General features: G+C 70.6%; 19 protein-coding genes and 1 tRNA gene. 2 read left to right on the top strand and 18 right to left on the bottom strand.

Annotated features, from left to right (window positions below; all coding sequences use genetic code 11):
* Window positions 1–66 precede the first annotated feature (66 nt).
* The 13 genes from ASF47_RS22110 to rplJ all read right to left on the bottom strand — a co-directional run bounded on the left by ASF47_RS22110 (window position 67) and on the right by rplJ (window position 12,933).
* Window positions 67–873: a J domain-containing protein gene (locus ASF47_RS22110; RefSeq protein ID WP_056864775.1), complete on the bottom strand. Its 807-nt coding sequence runs from the start codon at window positions 871–873 to the stop codon at window positions 67–69.
* Entirely contained in the window at window positions 870–1,637 is a 768-nt protein-coding gene (locus ASF47_RS21465; protein ID WP_162242281.1) for a hypothetical protein, read from the bottom strand. Before ASF47_RS21465 ends, ASF47_RS22110 begins: the two co-directional genes overlap by 4 nt.
* Window positions 1,601–2,881 carry an MCE family protein gene (locus ASF47_RS14640; protein ID WP_056864777.1) on the bottom strand — a complete coding sequence of 427 codons (1,281 nt, stop codon included), beginning with the start codon at window positions 2,879–2,881 and terminating at the stop codon, window positions 1,601–1,603. The genes ASF47_RS21465 and ASF47_RS14640 overlap by 37 nt, the downstream gene beginning before the upstream one ends.
* Complete coding sequence (locus ASF47_RS14645) at window positions 2,878–4,356, bottom strand: MCE family protein (RefSeq protein ID WP_056864778.1); 1,479 nt, start codon at window positions 4,354–4,356, stop codon at window positions 2,878–2,880. Before ASF47_RS14645 ends, ASF47_RS14640 begins: the two co-directional genes overlap by 4 nt.
* The gene (locus ASF47_RS14650) at window positions 4,356–5,507 is read right to left on the bottom strand and encodes an MCE family protein (protein WP_056864779.1); all 1,152 of its coding nucleotides are present in this window, start codon (window positions 5,505–5,507) and stop codon (window positions 4,356–4,358) included. The genes ASF47_RS14645 and ASF47_RS14650 overlap by 1 nt, the downstream gene beginning before the upstream one ends.
* Entirely contained in the window at window positions 5,504–6,487 is a 984-nt protein-coding gene (locus ASF47_RS14655; RefSeq protein WP_056864780.1) for an MCE family protein, read from the bottom strand. The genes ASF47_RS14650 and ASF47_RS14655 overlap by 4 nt, the downstream gene beginning before the upstream one ends.
* 58 nt (window positions 6,488–6,545) lie before the next feature.
* Window positions 6,546–7,580: an MCE family protein gene (locus ASF47_RS14660; protein ID WP_056864781.1), complete on the bottom strand. Its 1,035-nt coding sequence runs from the start codon at window positions 7,578–7,580 to the stop codon at window positions 6,546–6,548.
* On the bottom strand, window positions 7,577–8,863 hold the full coding sequence (locus ASF47_RS14665; RefSeq protein WP_056864782.1) for an MCE family protein: 1,287 nt from the start codon (window positions 8,861–8,863) through the stop codon (window positions 7,577–7,579). The genes ASF47_RS14660 and ASF47_RS14665 overlap by 4 nt, the downstream gene beginning before the upstream one ends.
* Complete coding sequence (locus tag ASF47_RS14670; RefSeq protein WP_056864783.1) at window positions 8,863–9,690, bottom strand: MlaE family ABC transporter permease; 828 nt, start codon at window positions 9,688–9,690, stop codon at window positions 8,863–8,865. The genes ASF47_RS14665 and ASF47_RS14670 overlap by 1 nt, the downstream gene beginning before the upstream one ends.
* 3 nt (window positions 9,691–9,693) lie before the next feature.
* A complete protein-coding gene (locus ASF47_RS14675) occupies window positions 9,694–10,479 on the bottom strand; it encodes an MlaE family ABC transporter permease (RefSeq protein WP_056864784.1) in 786 nt (261 codons plus the stop codon).
* A 1-nt stretch (window position 10,480) separates the two neighbouring features.
* The gene (locus ASF47_RS14680; protein ID WP_056865225.1) at window positions 10,481–11,434 is read right to left on the bottom strand and encodes an ABC transporter ATP-binding protein; all 954 of its coding nucleotides are present in this window, start codon (window positions 11,432–11,434) and stop codon (window positions 10,481–10,483) included.
* 360 nt (window positions 11,435–11,794) lie between these two features.
* The gene (rplL, locus tag ASF47_RS14685; protein ID WP_056864785.1) at window positions 11,795–12,184 is read right to left on the bottom strand and encodes a 50S ribosomal protein L7/L12; all 390 of its coding nucleotides are present in this window, start codon (window positions 12,182–12,184) and stop codon (window positions 11,795–11,797) included.
* An 89-nt stretch (window positions 12,185–12,273) separates the two neighbouring features.
* Window positions 12,274–12,933, bottom strand: coding sequence for a 50S ribosomal protein L10 (rplJ, locus tag ASF47_RS14690; RefSeq protein ID WP_056864786.1), 660 nt, complete (start codon window positions 12,931–12,933; stop codon window positions 12,274–12,276).
* Window positions 12,934–13,266: 333 nt separating this feature from the next.
* On the opposite strand from rplJ, the gene ASF47_RS14695 reads away from it, so the two are divergent.
* Window positions 13,267–14,547, top strand: coding sequence for an aminotransferase class I/II-fold pyridoxal phosphate-dependent enzyme (locus tag ASF47_RS14695; RefSeq protein ID WP_056864787.1), 1,281 nt, complete (start codon window positions 13,267–13,269; stop codon window positions 14,545–14,547).
* A gap of 105 nt (window positions 14,548–14,652) precedes the next feature.
* Here ASF47_RS14695 and rplA read toward each other — a convergent pair whose 3' ends face one another.
* From rplA to ASF47_RS14720, 5 genes are all read right to left on the bottom strand, one after another.
* The gene (gene rplA / locus ASF47_RS14700) at window positions 14,653–15,372 is read right to left on the bottom strand and encodes a 50S ribosomal protein L1 (protein WP_056864788.1); all 720 of its coding nucleotides are present in this window, start codon (window positions 15,370–15,372) and stop codon (window positions 14,653–14,655) included.
* Window positions 15,373–15,454: 82 nt separating this feature from the next.
* Window positions 15,455–15,883, bottom strand: a complete 429-nt coding sequence (rplK, locus tag ASF47_RS14705; RefSeq protein WP_056864789.1) for a 50S ribosomal protein L11 — start codon at window positions 15,881–15,883, stop codon at window positions 15,455–15,457.
* Between the two features lie 86 nt (window positions 15,884–15,969).
* A complete protein-coding gene (gene nusG, locus ASF47_RS14710; RefSeq protein WP_162242282.1) occupies window positions 15,970–16,833 on the bottom strand; it encodes a transcription termination/antitermination protein NusG in 864 nt (287 codons plus the stop codon).
* 92 nt (window positions 16,834–16,925) lie between these two features.
* The gene (gene secE, locus ASF47_RS14715) at window positions 16,926–17,174 is read right to left on the bottom strand and encodes a preprotein translocase subunit SecE (RefSeq protein ID WP_056865227.1); all 249 of its coding nucleotides are present in this window, start codon (window positions 17,172–17,174) and stop codon (window positions 16,926–16,928) included.
* A 54-nt stretch (window positions 17,175–17,228) separates the two neighbouring features.
* Window positions 17,229–17,301, bottom strand: a tRNA-Trp gene (locus ASF47_RS14720).
* A gap of 116 nt (window positions 17,302–17,417) precedes the next feature.
* Between ASF47_RS14720 and ASF47_RS14725 the strand changes: the two genes are divergently transcribed.
* Window positions 17,418–18,446, top strand: coding sequence for an adenosine deaminase (locus tag ASF47_RS14725; protein ID WP_056864790.1), 1,029 nt, complete (start codon window positions 17,418–17,420; stop codon window positions 18,444–18,446).
* Window positions 18,447–18,487: the final 41 nt, after the last annotated feature.

Here is an 18,487-nt window from a genome sequence, read left to right on the forward strand (position 1 = left end):
GGCACCGGCGAGGTCAAGCACCGCCGCGGCGAGGCTGTGGACGGTCCGGTCGCCGACGGCTGCGCGCTACTCCCCCGCGGCCGGGCCGGCGCCGGTGGTGACGAGCTTGTCGATGAGCCAGTCCTCGCCGTCCTTGACCATGGTGACGACCACGCGGTTCTGGTAGGTCTGCGGCTCGGTGAAGCGCACGTTGGTGGTGGGCTGGTCGACGAAGAGCAGCACCTCGACGCGGTCCTCGCCGGTGCGCACGACGCCGGAGTCGACGACCTCGGCCTCGACCACGGTCTCGGTCTCGGCGACGTTCTCCTGGAGCACCGCGAAGAGCGGGTCGTAGTCGCGGGTCTTGAACGCCGAGGTCATGTAGGTGCTCGCCGCCGCCGCGCTCTCGTCCATCGACCGGTAGTCGTAGGACAGCACCGGCACGATCGCGCGGACCGCCACCTCGCGGGCCTCCTCCGCGTCGGCCTCGCCCGAGGCGGCCGGGCTGACGAGGGCCAGCACGGTCAGCGCCGCCAGCGCCACCGCGAGCACCCCCGCCACCACGAGCGACCAGCCCGGGACGACCCGGGGGCTGCGCGGCGGGCGCGGCCCCGAGGGCCCACGGGCGGTGACCGGCGCAGCGGTGCCGCCGTCCGCTGCGTCGGTGTCGGCGTCGGCGTCGGCGTCGGTGTCGGCGTCGGCGTCGGGCTCGAGCGTGGCGTCGTAGGCGGCGCGGCGCTCGGGGTCGAGCAGCACCTCCGCGGCCTGGTTGAGCGAGCGGAAGCGCCGGTCGGCGGGGTCGAGGTCGGCGATGGCCGCGCGCCAGGCGGCGCGCACCTCGTCGGTGCTCGCGTCGGGGTCGACGCCCAGGACGTCGTACCAGCTCGGGGTCACGGGGTGGCTCCTCCGCTCGGTCGTCCGCTGCCGCCGCCCTGGCCCGGCGACGGCGCGGTGGAGGCGCCGGGAGCCGCGCCCGAGGGCAGCTCGACGCCGTCGCCGGTCGCGGGGACGAAGTCGTCGACCAGCCACTCGCCGTCGACCAGGAGCACGGTGACGACGAGGCGGAACTGCGCCGGCCGGTCCTGGAAGGGCTCGCCGTCGTCGGCCTGGGTGTAGGTGTTGGTGAACTCCCCGGCGACGAGCACCTCGGCGGAGTCCTCGTCCATCGAGGAGACCCCCGAGGCGAAGACGTCGCACGTGCGCTCGAGGTCGGCCTGGGCCACGGTCTGCTCGGCGAGGTTGACGCTCTGCTCGAACTCCGTGCGGAACTTCGGCGTGATGACCTCCGACACCGAGGCGCGGTAGCCCGGCATCTGACCGGAGTCGTCGAGGTCGTCGGGGCCGTAGCTGTTGAGGCGGAGCACGAACTGGGTCGCGGCGTCCATGACCTCCTCGCGCTGGGCCTGCTCGCCGTCGTCGGAGGACCCGACGAGGCTGCCCAGGCGCTCGCCCAGGCCACCGTCGGCGCGGGTCGCCGCCAGCGTCACCAGCGAGGCGACCGAGGCCAGCGCGACCGCGACGAGGACCACCAGCAGGGCGAACCGGAACCGGGCCGACGCGCGGGAGGGCGCCGCCGGTGCCGGCTGGGTGCGTGCGGGGTCGTCGGTGCGGCTGTCGTCCGTCAGTCCTGAGACATCAGGGGCTGGAGGAACAGCCACTTCCACGACTCCTCTCCCAAGGTCGGAGGCGCCACCGTACCCCGGCTCTCCAGACGCTGCGCACGCTCGGCGCCCCAGACCAGCTCGCCGGTCGCGGGGTCGTAGGTCGCGGCGGGAGCCGAGTAGTCGGCGGCCGGGCGGGGCGCGTTCTGCGCACCGCGGGGGTTGGTGACCGTCGGGGGCTCGTCGCAGCGCGCGTCGACGTTGAGCGGCCGGTTGCCCCGGTCGTCGGGCGGGCGGGTGTCGGTGCCCTGGTAGCCGCGCTCGCAGAGCTGCGCCGGGGTCAGCACCAGGCCGAAGTGGGCGTCGTAGAGACCCGTGTCGGGCGACTTGGAGACCACCGTGACACCGCCCTCGACGACGTAGGGGTAGATCACCAGGAGCTGCTCGATGCCGTCGAGGTGTCGCGTGACCACCTCGCCGGTGGTGATGAGGTTGTTGATGAGGTCGCCGAGCTCGACCTGGTTGTCCTCGATCAGGCGCCGCAGCTGGGTGGCCGCGGGGCTGGCGTTGTCGATGAGGCGGCGCAGGTCGGGGTCGGCGTCGGCGAGGGTGTCGCTGAAGAGGCCGAGCTGGTCGGCGAAGGTGCGGATCGAGCTCTCGGAGTCGATCTGGGTGCCGAGCACCGTGTTGGCGTCGCGGATCAGGTCGGTGGTGACCTCGAAGTTGTCGTCGGCGGCCTGGATGAAGGAGTTGCCGGTGTCGAGGATCCGCTGGAGGTCCTCGCCGGTCCCGGAGAACGCCGCACCCAGCTCGGTGATCGTCGTCTTGAGGGCCGGCCGGTCGACGGAGGAGACGGTGTCGGAGAGGTCCTCCAGCAGCTTCTCGGTGCGGATGGGCGTCTCGGTGTCGGCGACGTCGATCTGGGAGTCGTCGGAGAGGTAGGGCTTGGAGTCGGTCCGCGGCTGGAGCTCGACGTACTGCTCGCCCACGGCGGAGCGGTTGCCCACCAGGGCGAGGGTGTCGGCCGGGATCGAGTCGTAGCGGTTCTCGATGTCGAGGTAGACGTCGACGCCGCTGTCGGTGAGCTCGAGCTTCTCGACCTTGCCGATGCCGACGCCGCGGTAGGTCACCTCGCCGCCGGCGAAGATGCCGCCGGACTCCGGGAAGTGCGCCACGACGGTGTAGGAGCTGTCGTAGAACAGCCGGTCGAGACGCGCGTAGCGGGCCCCGACGTAGCTCACGCCGACGATGGTGATGATGACGAAGACCAGCAGCTGGATCTTCGTGCGACGGGTGATCACCGGACCACCGCCGCGGGCACGAGCAGCTGGACCAGGCCGGGATCGAACATCTGCGTCATCTCCTGCATGGTCGGGCCGCGCTCGCCGAAGGCCTGCGAGGCGGTGCCGTCGCCGGGCAGCGCGCCCGGGCGCAGCAGGCCGTCGAGCAGGCCGCCACCGCCGGTGCTGCCGCCGAGGCCGGGGAGGTCGGGCAGCCCGGGGAGCTCGGGCAGCCCGGGCACCTGGTTGAGCAGCGTGCACACGGCCTTGTCCTTGTTCTTCGGCTTGCGGCACAGCTCGCGCAGCTCCAGCAGCGCGGCCGGGGTGTTGAGCACGTCGCGACAGGCCTTGCTCGTGAGGTCGCCGCTCTGCAGGCACTTGAGCACGTTGTCGACGATCGCGGTCGGGTCGAGCTCGGTGGGCAGCAGGGTCGGCAGCTCGGTGGGGATGCCGGTGATGCCGAGGGAGAGGTCGAGGTCCAGCTGCACCGACAGGTTGGTGTAGTCGCCGACCTGCAGGTTGCGTGCGACCTGCGGGTCGCGGCCGACGACCTCGTCGACGAAGGGGTAGGTGAGGAAGACGTTGAAGGCCTTGACGAAGTTGTCGCCCGAGGCGGCCAGCTGCCCCAGCACGGGCTGGAGCTGGCGCACCACCTCGATGGTGTCGGCCTTCGAGGCGCGGATGACCCGCACGCCCACGTCGCCCAGCCGGTTCAGCGACTGCAGCATGCGCACGAGGTCGTCGCGTTGGCGGTCGAGCGAGGTGATCGCGCTCGGCAGCTCCTCGAGCGCGGCGTTGATCGTCGGCTGCTCCTTCTTCACCGCGAGCGCGAGCCGGTTGAGGGACTCGATCGCCTCGACGATGTCGGCCTTGTTGTCGTCGAGGTTGCTCACCAGCGTGTCGACCTGGGTCAGCACGGAGCGGGCGGAGTCCTCGCGGCCCTCGAGGGCGTTGTTGAGCTCTCCCGCGATGGTCTTGAGCTGGGCGACGCCACCACCGTTGAGCACCAGGCTCAGCGCACCCAGCACCTCCTCGACCTCGGGGTTCTGCCCTGTCCGCTCGATCGGGATCTCGTCGCCGTCCTCGAGCCGGCCGCTGCCGCCGTCGGTGGGAGCGGCCAGGGAGACGAACTTCTCGCCGAGCAGGCTGGTCTGGCGGATGGTGGCCACGGCGTCGGCCGGCAGCTCGGTGTCGTCCTGGATCTCCAGCGTCACCGTGGCGGCGTAGTCCTCCAGCTCGATGTCCTTGACCTGGCCCACCGTGACGTCGTTGACCTTGACCGTCGACTGGGGCACGAGGTCGAGCACGTCGGAGAAGACGACCTCGATCTCCATCGGGTTGTCGCCCACGTCGGGGCCGCCGGGCAGCGGGATCTGGTAGACGTCGAAGTCGCAGCCGCTCAGCAGCATCGAGCCGAGCGCCAGGCCCACCAGGGCCCGGGCGCCGCGGCGCACCGGGCGACGGCGCTCGGCGGGCCGTGTCGCGTGTCGCCTCATCAGGGCACCTCCACCAGTCCACCGAGCGAGGAGTCGAACAGCGGACCGCTGCGGGCGGCCCCGTCTCCCCCGCCGCGCAGGGCCTTGAGCGCCCCCGGGCGCGGGAGCACCCCGTCGAGGAGGTCGCACAGGCCCCCGGTGTCGTCGACCTGGTCGACGACGGTGCAGAGGAAGAGCGCCGGGTCGTTGGTCACCTGACCGAGCAGGTTCTGGATGTTGGCGCTGACGTCGAGGGTGCCGGCCTGCGGGTTGTAGGTCAGGGCGAGGTTGTTCAGCGCCAGCGGCGCGACCTCGAGGGTCTCCTCCAGCGCGGCCCGCTGGCGCACCAGGACCTTGGCCACGCGGTTGAGGCCCTCGATGTCGCGGCCGAGCACCTCGCGGTTGGTCTCGACGAAGGTCGACACCTCGCCGAGAGCGGTCGACAGGTTGGCCAGCGAGGAGGCCAGCTCCTGGCGCTCCCCGGCGAGGACCTCGGAGACACCCGCGAGGGACTGGTTGAAGTCGCGCACCGTCTGGTCGTTGCGGGCCAGCGTGCCGATGAAGCTCTCGAGCTCGTTGACCGAGGCGAAGAGCTCCTCCTTGTTGTCGTCGAGGGTGGTCGACAGCTTGCCGAAGTCGGAGATGGTCTGGTTGAGCTGCTCGCCCTCGCCGCCGAAGTTGCGGGCGGTGACCTGGAGCAGGTCGGTGAGGGCGCCCTCGGCGTTGGCGCCGTTGGGGCCCAGGGCCACGGTGAGCTCGTCGATGCTGGAGTAGATCTGGTCGAGCTCGAGCGGCACGCCGGTGCGGTCCTCGCCCAGGATCTCCTCGTCGCCGATCTCCTGGTCGCCCTCGGCGAAGGTCGGGGTCAGCTGGATGTAGCGGTCACCCACCACCGCCGGGGCGACGATGAGGGCCTTCGCGTCGGCCGGGATCTTCACCTCGGCGTCGTAGGACATCGTGACGACCACGTCGGTGCCCGACGGGGTCACGGTGTCGACCGTGCCGACCGGCACGCCGAGCACGCGCACGTCGCTGCCCTCGTAGATCGACACGGTGCGCGGGAAGTGGGCGGTGAGGGTCTTGAGCTCCTCGCGACCGGTCAGGAACACCACGGCGGTGACCACGACGAGCAGCAGGATCACGGGGGCGATGAGCCGCTGGAGGACGTTCATCCCAGACCACCTCCGTTGGCGAGGTCGGGCACGGGCGGGAGGTTCTGGATGTAGGTGTCGAACCAGGGGCCGTTGCCGAGGGTGTTGGCGAAGACGCGGTAGAAGGGCGCCGCGAGTCGGATCGCGTTGTCGATGTTGTCCTCGTTCTTGTTGAGCACGGCCAGCACGTCCTCGACCTGGTCGAGGGCCGGCTTGAGGTCGCTGCGGGTGTCGCGCACGAGCGTGGTCAGCTCGCGCGAGAGCGTCGAGGTCGAGACCAGCAGCCGGTGCACGGCGTCACGGCGGGCGATGAGGGCCCGGAAGAGGACGTCGCCGTCCTGCATGAGCGCGACGATGTCCTCGTCGCGGTCGTCGAGCACCGACGAGACCCGCTGGAGGTTCTTGAGCAGGCTGTTGATCTGGTCGTTCTTCGCGGCGATGTTGGTCGAGAGCGCCGAAACGCCGTCGAGGGCCCCCTTGAACTCCTCGGGGGTGTTGCGGGTGAGGTCGGCCAGGGTGGTGAGCGACTGGGCGAGCTGGTCGGTGTCGATGCCCTCGGAGGTCTCGGCCAGGCCCTCGAAGGCGTCGACCACGTTGAAGGGCGAGCTGGTGCGCGCGACCGGGATGGTCGAGCCCTCCTCGAGCTGGCCGGAGCCGGCCGGCTCCAGCGACACGAACATCGCCCCCAGCAGGGTCTTGACCTTGATCGCGGCCCGGGTCTCGGGGCCGAACTCCGAGGGGGTGTCGACCCGCATGCCGACCCGCACCTGGTCGCCGTCGAGCTCGATGCTCTCGACCTTGCCCACGCGGACGCCCGCGATCCGCACCTCGTCGTTGACCTTGAGACCGCCGGACTCGGAGAAGGCGGCGTAGTAGGTGTCACCCCCGCCGATGAGCGGCAGGTCCTGCGCACGGAAGGCGGCGAGCACCATGAGCACGATCACGGACATGCTGATCGCGCCGATCATCACGGGGTTGCGCTCCCGGAAGGGCTTGCTCATCGCCAGGCTCCCCTCGTGGTCGTGTCGCTGGTCGGTGTCGGTGCGTGGGCGGCGGGACTCATCCGAGGTCGCACCTCGCTCCCCCGGTGTTGTAGGTGAGCGGCACGCTCGAGCCGCCCGGCAGTCGCACCCGGCCCTGGAACTGGCACAGGTAGAAGTTGAAGTACGAGCCGTAGGTCGCCGTGCGGCCGACCTTGTTGAGCTTGATCGGCAGCACCTGGAGCGCCCGGTCGAGCTCGCCGCGGTTGGCGTTGATGTTTCCGGCGAAGCGCCGCAGCTGCTCGACGTCCTCGGTCAGCGGCTCACGGATGCCCGAGACCAGGCCCGCGGTCTGCACCGACAGCTCGGAGATCTGGTCGAGGGAGTCGAGGATGGCCACGCGGTCGTCCTTGAGCCCGCCGACGAGCTGGCGGAAGTTGATGATGAGCTGGCTCAGCTGCTGGTCGCGGTCGCCGAGGTTGTCGAGCACGTCGTCGAGGTTCTCGATGAGGGCGCTGATGACGTCGTCGCGTGCGGCCAGCGTCTTGGTCACCGAGGCGGTCGAGGCCAGCAGGCTCTCGAGCGTGCCGCCCTCGCCCTGGAAGACCTGGACGACCTCGTAGGAGAGCTTGTTGATGTCGGAGGGCGACAGCGCCTGGAAGAGGGGCTTGAAGCCGTTGAAGAGCACGGTCAGGTCGAGGGCGGGCGAGGTGTTGGCGACCTCGATGGTGTCGCCGTCCTCGAGCGGCTGGGTGTCACCGACGCCCTCGGTCAGCGAGATGTAGCGCTGCCCGACGAGGTTGCGGTAGCGGATGCTGGCCTGGGTGGCCCCGGTCAGGCGCACGTCCTCCTCGACCGAGAAGCTGACGACCGCGCGGGTGCGGTCGACGATCTGCACGTCCTTGACCGAGCCGACCTTGACGCCGGCGACACGGATGTCGTCGCCCTTGACCACGCCGGTGGCGTCGACGAAGACCGCGCGGTAGTCGGTGCTGGGCTTGAAGGAGATGTTGCCGATCGTGATGACCAGCAGGCCCGTGGCCAGGGTCGTCACCACGATGAAGATCAGCAGTCGGACGAGGTCGCCCGTGGTCTTCTTGTCCAGCAGCTTCATCGCAGCTCCACCTCCGCGCCGCGCGCCAGCGGACCGACGAGCAGGCCGCCGAGGTCGGGCACGTCGTCGGCCGCCACACCCATGCCGGGCGCCAGCAGCGAGTTGATCAGGTCGGTCTCGGCCGCGCTGCCGGCGTAGCCGTCGCCGGAGCGCAGCCAGTAGCTCGGCGCGACGCGCGAGGTGCCCTTACCGGTCGGCTCGTCGACACCGTCGTCGAAGTTCGGCACCGAGCGCAGCGGGTTGTCCTGGTCCCAGGGCGGGTTCGGCAGGTTGAGGCAGCTCGGGCCTCGCGACTCGCCGTAGCGGGGCGCGTCGGCGGCGGTGTACTTGCGGGGCTGGTTGGGGATCGTCTCGAGCACGATGTGGAGGGTGTAGTCGCGGAAGGCCTCGGCCTGCCGCGAGCCGGCGTTGACGACTCCACCCAGCAGGCAGGGGAACTCCGGGGCGTACTTCGCCAGCAGCCCGACCTGGGGCACGGAGAGGTCGGCGAGACGGATGAGGTTGTCGCCGTTGGTCTCCAGGAAGCCGCGGGTGGTGTCGGAGAAGGCGGTGACGTCGGTGAAGACCGCCTGCAGCCGCTCCTCGCGGTCCTCCAGGGTCGAGGTGGTCGTGATCGTGTTGCGCAGGATCTGACCGACCTCCGGGAGCACGTCGGAGTAGATGTCGGAGACCTCGGCCGTCAGGCGCAGGTCCTCGACGAGGGCCGGGACCTGGGGGTTGAAGCGCTTGAGGTAGGCGTCGAGGGTCTCGATCGTCTCGCCGAGGTCCTCGCCGCGACCCTCGAGCGCGGTGGCGAGCGCGTTGAGCGTCATGTTGAGCTCGGCCGGCTGCACGGTGCGCAGCAGCGGGTAGAGGTCGGAGAGCACCCGCTCGACCTCGGTGGAGACCACGGTGCGGTCGATGGTCGCGCCGGCCTCGATGTGGTCGCGGGCGGGGTCCTGGGGCACCACCAGGGAGACGTACTTCTCGCCGAAGAGGGTCTTGGGCACGATCGAGCCGGTCACGTCGGCGGGGATGGTGTCGATCTCGTCGGGGAAGATCCCGAGCGTGAGCGTGGCTCCCGAGGCGGTGGTCTCGGCGTCGAGCACCTCGCCCACGATGACGCCGCGGATCTTCACGTCGGCGCGGTTGGGCAGCTGCAGGCCGATGCTGGAGGTCTCCAGCGAGACCTCCTGGTAGTCGGTGAACTTCTTGGTGAAGACGGCGTAGGTCAGCCACACCGCCCCCACGGCGAGGGCCAGGAAGACCACGCCGAGGACCTTGACGTACTTGAGGATCGCCATCAGCCCGCCAACCTCACCGTCGTGGTCGTGCCCCAGATCGCCATGGACAGGAAGAGGTCGATGACGTTGATGGCCACGATGCTCGTGCGCACCGCGCGGCCCACGGCCACGCCCACGCCGGCGGGTCCGCCGGAGGCGTTGTAGCCGTGGTAGCAGTGCACCAGGATCACCACGACGGCGAAGATCAGCACCTTGCCGAAGGACCACAGCACGTCGCCGGGTGGCAGGAAGAGGAAGAAGTAGTGGTCGTAGGTGCCGGTGCTCTGGTCGAAGAACTGCGTGATCGTCAACCGCGTCGCGAAGTACGACATGAACAGGCCCACGACGTAGAGCGGCACGATGGCGATGAGCCCGGCGACGATGCGGGTGGTCACCAGGAAGGGCAGCGATGGGATCGCCATGACCTCGAGCGCGTCGACCTCCTCGGAGATCCGCATGGCCCCCAGCTGCGCGGTGAAGCCGCAGCCGACGGTGGCCGCCAGCGCGATCGCCGCCACCACGGGCGCGATCTCGCGGGTGTTGAAGTAGGCCGAGACGAAGCCCGACAGCGCGGCGGTGCCGATCTGGTTGAGCGCGGCGTAGCCCTGGAGGCCGACCTCGGTGCCGGTGAAGAAGCACATGGCGGTGATGACGCCGACGGTGCCGCCGATGACGGCCAGCGAGCCGGAGCCGAGGGTCACCTCCGCGAGGATGCGGAGGATCTCCTTCTTGTAGCGCCGGATCGTGCGCGGGGTCCAGGCCAGTGCCTTGATGAAGAAGGCGAGCTCGGAGCCGAGGTTGTCGAGGGTCTTGAGCGGGCGCTCGTAGACCGATTTCACGGAGGCCATGGGCTATCCCGTCTTCGGGGGGACGAGCTGGAGGTAGATCGCGCTCATCACGAAGTTGACGAGGAACAGGAGCATGAAGGTGATGACGACCGACTCGTTGACGGCGTCGCCGACGCCCTTGGGGCCGCCACCGGCGTTCATGCCCTTGTAGCAGGCCACGATGGCGGCGATCAGCCCGAAGACCAGCGCCTTGATCATGCCCTGCCACAGGTCGGGCAGCTGGGCGAGCGCGGTGAAGCTCGCTAGGTAGGCCCCTGGTGTGCCGTCTTGGAGGACGACGTTGAAGACGTAGCCGCCGGCCACCCCGACCACGCTGACCAGGCCGTTGAGGAAGACCGCGACGAGCATGCACGCCAGCACCCGGGGGACGACCAGGCGCTGGATAGGGTCGATGCCCAGCACCATCATCGCGTCGAGCTCCTCGCGGATCTTGCGGGCGCCCAGGTCGGCCGCGATGGCCGACCCGCCGGCCCCGGCGATGAGCAGCGAGGTGGCGATGGGCCCGGCCTCCCGCACCACCGCCAGGACGGCCGCGGAGCCGGTGAACGACTGCGCACCGAACTGCTTGATCAGGCCGCCCACCTGCAGCGCGATGACCGCGCCGAAGGGGATGGCCACGAGCGCCGTCGGGATGATGGTGACCGAGGCGATGAACCACGCCTGCTGCAGGAACTCGCGCAGCTGGAAGGGACGTCGGAAGAGCCCGCGCCCGACGTCGAGACCGAAGGCGAAGAGCTTGCCCGCGGTGCCGATCGGGGCGAGGACCCGGGTGGCGGTGCCAGATGCCACCTCAGACCCCGGTGACCATGGACATGTTGTCCTCGAAGGAGCCGGGGGGCGGGGTGATGCCGTTCTCCCGGCACCAGGCGCCCGGCTCGCGCTGGGAGCGCCGGGCGATGCCGTTGGAGGGCTCGAGCTGCATGGGGATCGGCGGGATCGGCGGGAGCTCCTGGTCGGCCTCGGCGGCGAGCTCGTCGGCGTCCTTCTCTTCTGACATGCCGATCGGGCCGACCCGCTGGGCGTTGAGGAACTGGCGCACGACCGGCTCGTCGGAGCTCAGCAGCATCTCGCGGGGCCCGAACATCGCCAGGTGCTTGTGGTAGAGCAGGCCGATGTTGTCGGGCACCGTGCGGGCGGTGTTGATGTCGTGGGTGACGATGAGGAAGGTCGCGTCGATCTGGGCGTTGAGGTCGACGATGAGCTGGTTGAGGAACGCGGTGCGCACGGGGTCGAGGCCGGAGTCGGGCTCGTCGAAGAGCACGATCTCGGGGTCGAGGACCAGGCCGCGCGCGATGCCCGCGCGCTTGCGCATGCCGCCGGAGATCTCACCGGGCAGCTTGTCCTCGGTGCCGATGAGGCCGACGAGGTCCATCTTCTCCATGACGATCGCGCGGATCTCCGACTCCGACTTCTTGGTGTGCTCGCGCAGCGGGAAGGCGATGTTGTCGTAAAGGTTCATCGAGCCGAACATCGCGCCGTCCTGGAACAGCACGCCGAAGAGCTTGCGGATCTCGTAGAGCTCGCGCTCGGAGCACGAGGCGATGTCGGTGCCCTCGATGATGATCGAGCCCCGGTCGGGCTTGAGCAGCCCGATCAGGGTCTTGAGGAAGACCGACTTGCCGGTGCCGGAGGGGCCCAGCATGACGCAGATCTCCCCGGCCGGGATGGTGAGCGTGACGTCGCCCCAGATGAGCTGCTTGCCGAACGACTTCGTGAGCTCGTTGACCTTGATCTCCACGCCCATGACGTGCATCTCCCCTCGACCGTCCGACCGCTGCCTCCGCGTGACGCGCGTCCCAATCCGCGCAGCACACTGATGAGTAACAACGGGGTTACCGCGGTGAGGTTACGCAATATTGTCACCTCCGTCACGGCGAACCCAGGAACCGAGACCGACCCGAGACCCGGTGCACGACCGTGCACCCGACCGGTCGGCACACCGGACCGGGCCCGCCTCGCGCGAGGGCGCCGGGCGCGACGGCGGAGACGTCGCGGAACGACGCTGGGGGCGACCCCGCGCACGTCGTGCGCGGAGCCGCCCCCAGCGGGTGCAGCGGTGCCGGCCGGGGCCGGCGGTGGCGTGACCGCAGGGGTCACGCCGAGGTCACTTCAGGGAGACGGTGGCCCCGGCGCCCTCGAGGGCCTCCTTGGCCTTGTCGGCGGTGGCCTTGTCGACCTTCTCGACGACGGCCTTCGGCGCGGCCTCGACCAGCTCCTTGGCCTCCTTCAGGCCGAGCGAGGTGAGGGCGCGCACCTCCTTGATGACGTTGATCTTCTTGTCGCCGGCAGCCTCGAGGATGACGTCGAACTCGTCCTGGGCCTCCTCGGCCGCACCGCCGGCGGCGCCGCCGGCAGCGGGGGCGGCGGCCACGGCGACCGGGGCCGCAGCGGTGACGCCGAAGGTGTCCTCGAACTGCTTCACGAACTCGGAGAGCTCGATGAGGGTCATCTCCTTGAACGCGTCGAGGAGCTCGTCGGTGGTGAGCTTCGCCATGGTGGCGGTTCCTTCCATTCGGTGGCTCGACGCTCGCGCGCCGGGCCGGGTTTCAGGTGGTGGGTAGCCGGAGCCGGATCCTGGACGGATCAGGCCTCGGTGGCGTCGCCCTCGTCAGAGGCGTCCGCGGCAGCGGGCGCCTCGTCGGCGGGGGCATCGGCGTCGGCCGGAGCCTCGGCCGGGGCCTCCTCGGCGGCGGCCGGCGTGCCGGCACCACCTGCGAGGATCGAGGGGTCCTGCTCGGCCTTCGCCTGGAGCGCACCCGCGACGCGGGCGGCCTGGGCGAGGGGGGCGTTGAGCAGGTAGACGGCCTGGCTGAGGCTGGCCAGCATGGCGCCGGCCATCTTGCCCAGGAGCACCTCGCGCGACTCGAGATCGGCCAGCTTGGCGATCTCGGCGGCGTCGAGGGGCTGTCCGTCGAGGACACCGCCCTTGATGATCAGGGCGGGGTTGGCCTTGGCGAAGTCACGCAGACCCTTGGCCGCCTCGACGACGTCGCCCTGGATGAAGGCGATCGCGGTCGGGCCGGCGAGCAGGTCGTCGAAGCCGGAGATGCCCACCTCGTTGGCGGCGATCTTGGCCAGCGTGTTCTTGACCACGGCGTAGTTGGCGTTCTCGCCGAGGGAGCGCCGCAGTTCCTGCAGCTGCTTCACGGTGAGACCGCGGTAGTCGGTCAGCACGGCGCCCGCGGCGTCGTTGAACGACTCCACGATCTCCGCGACAGCCGCCTGCCTGTCAGCTCGCGACATGGGTCTCCTTCCGATCTGGGAGACCACCGCCCGATCCCCGGAAAAGACGAACGCCCCGAGCGCAGGCTCAGGGCGGGGATCGTTGCGATCAGCTGCTCTGCATCCTGCGCGGGTCGTCCGCTCTCGCGGAGCCTTCGATCGTGCTGCTGGTGCGACACGACAACCGGCGGTCTCTGGTTACAAGGCAGGACAGTACGCCGCGCGGCGGGGCGCACCCAAATCGCGGGCGGCCCGCCGCTGCGCCGGCACCGCACCCCTCCCGACGCCGGCACCGCCACCCTCCCGCCACGGACCGCGCGTGCCCGCGGCCCGCGACGCTGGCAGGATCGGGGCATGACCCAGCGAGCCCCGCTCAGCACCCTGTCCGCCGACGACCTCGCGGCCTACCGCTCGGCACGCGCCGACGACTACGCCGCCCTCCAGGCCCGCGGCCTGAAGCTGGACCTGACCCGCGGCAAGCCGTCGAGCGAGCAGCTCGACCTCTCCGACCGGCTGCTCTCCCTGCCGACCACCACCACCGACCGGGCCGGCACCGACGTGCGCAACTACGGCGGTCTCGAGGGCCTCCTGGAGCTGCGTGAGATCTTCGCCGACCTCCTCGGCGTCGAGACCGCCCAGGTGCTGTGCCAGGGCAACTCCAGCCTGACCCTGATGCACCAGGTCGTCACCGACCTCCTGCTGTGGGGGGCGCCGGGCGTCGACCGCCCCTGGAAGGACGAGGAGGTCGTGAAGTTCGTCTGCCCGGTGCCCGGCTACGACCGCCACTTCTCCATGCTGGCCGACTTCGGCATCGAGATGGTGACGGTGCCGATGCACGAGGACGGCCCCGACGTCGACGCCGTCGCCGCCCTGGTCGCCGACGACCCGAGCGTCAAGGGGCTGTGGATCGTGCCCACCTACGCCAACCCCTCGGGCTCGGTGTGCTCCCAGGAGGTCGCGGCGCGACTCATGGCGATGCCGACCGCCGCGCCCGACTTCCGCGTCTTCTGGGACAACGCCTACGCGGTGCACCACCTCACCGACGCCGAGGTCAAGAGCGCCGACGCCTTCAGCCTCGCCGCCGCCTCCGGCCACCCCGACCGCCCGATCATGTTCGCCTCGACCTCCAAGATCACCTACGCCGGCGCCGGCGTCGCGGTCGTCGCGCTCTCGGAGGCCAACAAGGCGTGGTTCCTGCGCCACCTCGGCATGGCTTCCATCGGCCCCGACAAGGTCAACCAGCTGCGCCACGCCGAGTTCTTCGGCGACGCCGACGGGGTGCGCGCGCACATGCGCAAGCACCGCGAGATCATCGCGCCGAAGTTCGCCGCCGTCGACGCGGCCCTCACCGCCGAGCTCGAGGGCCTCGACGTCGCGGAGTGGACCCGACCCACCGGCGGCTACTTCGTCAACCTCGACGTGCTCGACGGCACCGCGTCGCGGGTGGTGGAGCTGGCGAAGGCGGCCGGCATCGCCCTGACCCCGGCAGGGGCGTCCTTCCCCCACGGCCGGGACCCCCGCGACCGCAACATCCGCCTGGCCCCCACCTTCCCCTCGCTGGGCGAGGTCGAGACCGCGATGGCCGGCGTCGCCACCTGCGTGGCGCTCGCGGCCGCCGAGTCGCTCAGCGGCTGAGCCGGCGCTCCCGGCGTACGACGAAGGCCCGGTGCCCCCTCGCGGGGGCGCCGGGCCTTCGTCGTCAGGCCGGTCGCGCGCCAGCGGCGCGCGGGACCGCAGCGCTCAGGCCGTGGCCTCGTCGTCGGAGGCGACGTTCTTCACGCGGTTCGGGTCGACCTGGACACCGGGGCCCATGGTCGTCGAGACGGTGACCTTCTTGATGTAGCGGCCCTTGGAGCTGGCGGGCTTGAGCCGCAGCACCTCCTCGAGCGCCGAGGCGTAGTTCTCGGCCAGCTGGGTCTCGGAGAACGAGGCCTTGCCGATGATGAAGTGCAGGTTGGCGTGACGGTCCACGCGGAACTCGATCTTGCCGCCCTTGATGTCGGTGACGGCCTTGGCCACGTCGGGGGTGACGGTGCCGGTCTTCGGGTTCGGCATGAGGCCGCGGGGGCCGAGCACGCGGCCGAGGCGGCCGACCTTGCCCATCATGTCGGGGGTCGCCACGACGGCGTCGAAGTCGAGCCAACCGCCGGAGACCTTCTCGATGAGGTCGTCGCCGCCGACGACGTCGGCGCCGGCCTCGCGGGCGGCCTCGGCCTTGTCGCCGTTCGCGAAGACGAGGACGCGGGCGGTCTTGCCGGTGCCGTGGGGCAGGTTGACCGTGCCGCGGACCATCTGGTCGGCCTTGCGGGGGTCGACGCCGAGGCGCATCACGACGTCGACGGTCTCGTCGAACTTCTTCTTGCTGGTGGTCTTGGCGATCTTGATCGCGGCCAGCGGGGCGTGGATCTCGTCCTTGTCGAACGACTCGGCCGCCGCGCGGTAGGTCTTGCTGCGCTGCATGTCTGGGTCTCTTTTCGTCGAATGCCAGGTGTGGTCAGGTGGGCCAGCGCGGCCCTGCCACGTGGTGCGTGGAGGTGGTGCGTCAGTCGGTGGTGATGCCCATGGAGCGGGCGGTGCCCTCGACGATCTTGATCGCGGCGTCGATGTCGTTCGCGTTCAGGTCGGGGAGCTTGGTCGTGGCGATCTCGCGCACCTGGTCCTTGGTCAGCTTGCCGACCTTCTCCTTGTGCGGGACGCCCGAGCCCTTCTTGAGGCCGGCGGCCTTCTTGATCAGTTCGGCGGCCGGAGGGGTCTTCGTGATGAAGGTGAAGGACCGGTCCTCGTAGATGGTGATCTCGACCGGGATCACGTTGCCGCGCATGGCTTCGGTCTGGGCGTTGTAGGCCTTGCAGAAGTCCATGATGTTGACACCGTGCGGACCGAGGGCGGTACCGACCGGCGGGGCCGGCGTCGCGGCGCCGGCCTGGAGCTGCACCTTGACCAGTGCGGCGATCTTCTTCTTCGGAGGCATCTCTACTTCTCTCTTCCGTGGTCATGACGGGGGCGGTCCCCCTGCCACATGTGCGTGGTGCTGGCCGCCTCGGGGGCGGCCGGGCCTCAGACCTTCTGGATCTGGCTGAAGCTCAGCTCGACCGGGGTCTCCCGGCCGAAGATCTCGACGAGGGCCTTGACCCTCTGCGACTCACCGTTGATCTCGGTGATCGTGGCGTGGAGCGTGGCGAACGGACCGTCGACCACCATGACGGAGTCGGACACGTCGAAGTCGGCGACCTCGACGGGCTTCTTCGCGGTGGTGGCGCTGCCGGGGGTCGAGGTGCCGGTCGCGACGGCCTCGGCCTCGGCGCGGGCCACGACGGCGGGGGCGAGCATGTCCTCGACCTCGCTCATGGTCAGCGGCACGGGCTGGTGGCTGTTGCCGACGAAGCCGGTGACCGACGGCGTGTGGCGCACGGCCGACCACGACTCGTCGGTGAGGTCCATGCGCACGAGGACGTAGCCCGGCAGGACGGTGCGTCGCACCATCTTGCGCTGGCCGTTCTTGATCTCCGCGACCTCCTCGGTGGGGACCACGATCTCGTGGATGTAGTCCTCCATGTTGAGGGAGATGATGCGGTTCTCGAGGTTGGACTTCACCCGGTTCTCCATGCCGGAGTAGGTGTGCACGACGAACCAGTCGCCGGGCTTGGCCCACAACTCGCGGCGGAAGCGCTCGAGCGGGTCGTCCTCGTCGGGCTCGTCACCGTCGGACCCGCCGTCGGCCTCATCGGCTGCGTCGGCCTCGGCGTCGTCACCGGGGAGGCCCTCGGAGTCGCTGGTGTCCTCGACCACGTCCACGGGCTCGGTCGCCTGGAGGGGCAGACCCAGCTCGTCGACGGCGCCGGGCGCCTCGTCGGGGTTGCCCGACGTCTCGAGGGCCGCGTCGGTCTCCTCGGTCTCGATCGAGTCGTGCTGCTCCGTCACAAGTGCTCCATCAGGTCTGTGTCTCGTCGTCGGCACGGCGTCGGCCGGTGCCGGGTGCCCGCCCCGGGGGGGCCGGCGGTGGGTGCGCGTCGCTACTGCGCGGCGTTGCCGGTGAAGACGGCGAACGCCAGGCGGCCCAGGCCGAGATCGAGGGCCGACACGAGCGCCATCATCACGAGGACGAACACCATCACCACGAAGAAGTAGGTGACCAGCTGCTCCTGGGTCGGGTAGACGACCTTGCGGAGCTCGGCGACGACCTGGCGGTAGAACGTCGGCAGGCTCGTGCGCTTCGCGGTGCTGCTGTCGCCCGGGTCGCGGACCGCCTTGCTGTCCGACACGACCGTCACCTCTCCTCGTTGAGTCCGACCGGTCGGGTCCGACCGGTTGTCCTGCAGGGCACGAGGGACTTGAACCCCCAACCTTCGGTTTTGGAGACCGATGCTCTGCCAGTTGAGCTAGTGCCCTCCGGCGGACCGCGGGCATGCCGAAGCATGTGGACAGACCGCCAGTCGAGAACTCTACGCACTGCACCCGGCAGGCGCCAAAAACCGGTCCGGGCGCCCTGGGCGACCAGCCCTACGATGGCCGGCGTGCGCGACCTCCAGGCCCTGCCCAAGGCCCACCTCCACCTGCACTTCACGGGGTCGATGCGCCACGCCACGCTCCTGGAGCTGGCCGAGCGCGACGGCATCGCACTGCCCGACTCCCTGGTGGAGGACTGGCCGCCCCGGCTGAGCGCCGCCGACGAGAAGGGGTGGTTCCGCTTCCAGCGGCTCTACGACGTCGCGCGCTCGGTGCTGCGCACCGAGGCCGACGTGCGCCGGCTCGTGCGCGAGGCCGCGGAGGACGACGTGCGCGACGGCGGCCGGTGGCTGGAGATCCAGGTCGACCCGAGCGGCTACGGCGCCCGCTTCGGCGGCATCACCGCCTTCACCGACCTGGTGCTCGACGCCGTGGCGGAGGCCTCGCGCGCCACGGGCCTGGGCATCGGCGTGGTCGTCGCCGCCAACCGCACCCGCCACCCGCTCGACGCCCGCACCCTGGCCCGGCTCGCCGCGCAGTACGCCGGGCGGGGCGTGGTCGGCTTCGGGCTCTCCAACGACGAGCGCCGCGGGGTGACCGAGGACTTCGGCCCGGCCTTCGCCATCGCCCGCCGCGCCGGCCTCCTGCTCGCCCCCCACGGTGGGGAGCTGCTGGGGCCGGCCTCGGTGCGCCGCTGCCTCGACGCCCTGGGGGCCGACCGCCTGGGCCACGGCGTGCGCTCGGCCGAGGACCCGCGCCTGCTCGACGAGCTGGTCGCGGCCGGTGTGGCGCTGGAGGTCTGCCCGGTCTCCAACGTCGCCCTGGGCGTCTACAGCGACCTCACCTCGGTGCCGCTGCCCACCCTGCTGGCCGCCGGCGCCCAGGTCGCCCTCGGCGCCGACGACCCGCTCCTCTTCGGCTCGCGCCTGGCCGGGCAGTACGCCACGATGCGCGCCGCCCACGACCTCGACGACACCCGGCTGGCCGACCTGGCCCGGATGTCGCTGCGGGCCTCCCGGGCTCCCGACGACCTGCGTGAGCGCGCGCTCGCCGAGGTCGACGACTGGCTGCGGGCCCCTGCGCCCTAGGCTCCCGCGCCCGGCACCCGGTCGGCTGCTCCCGGCCACCC

It is taken from the genome of Nocardioides sp. Leaf285, assembly GCF_001422955.1.
Lineage (GTDB): Bacteria > Actinomycetota > Actinomycetes > Propionibacteriales > Nocardioidaceae > Nocardioides > Nocardioides kribbensis.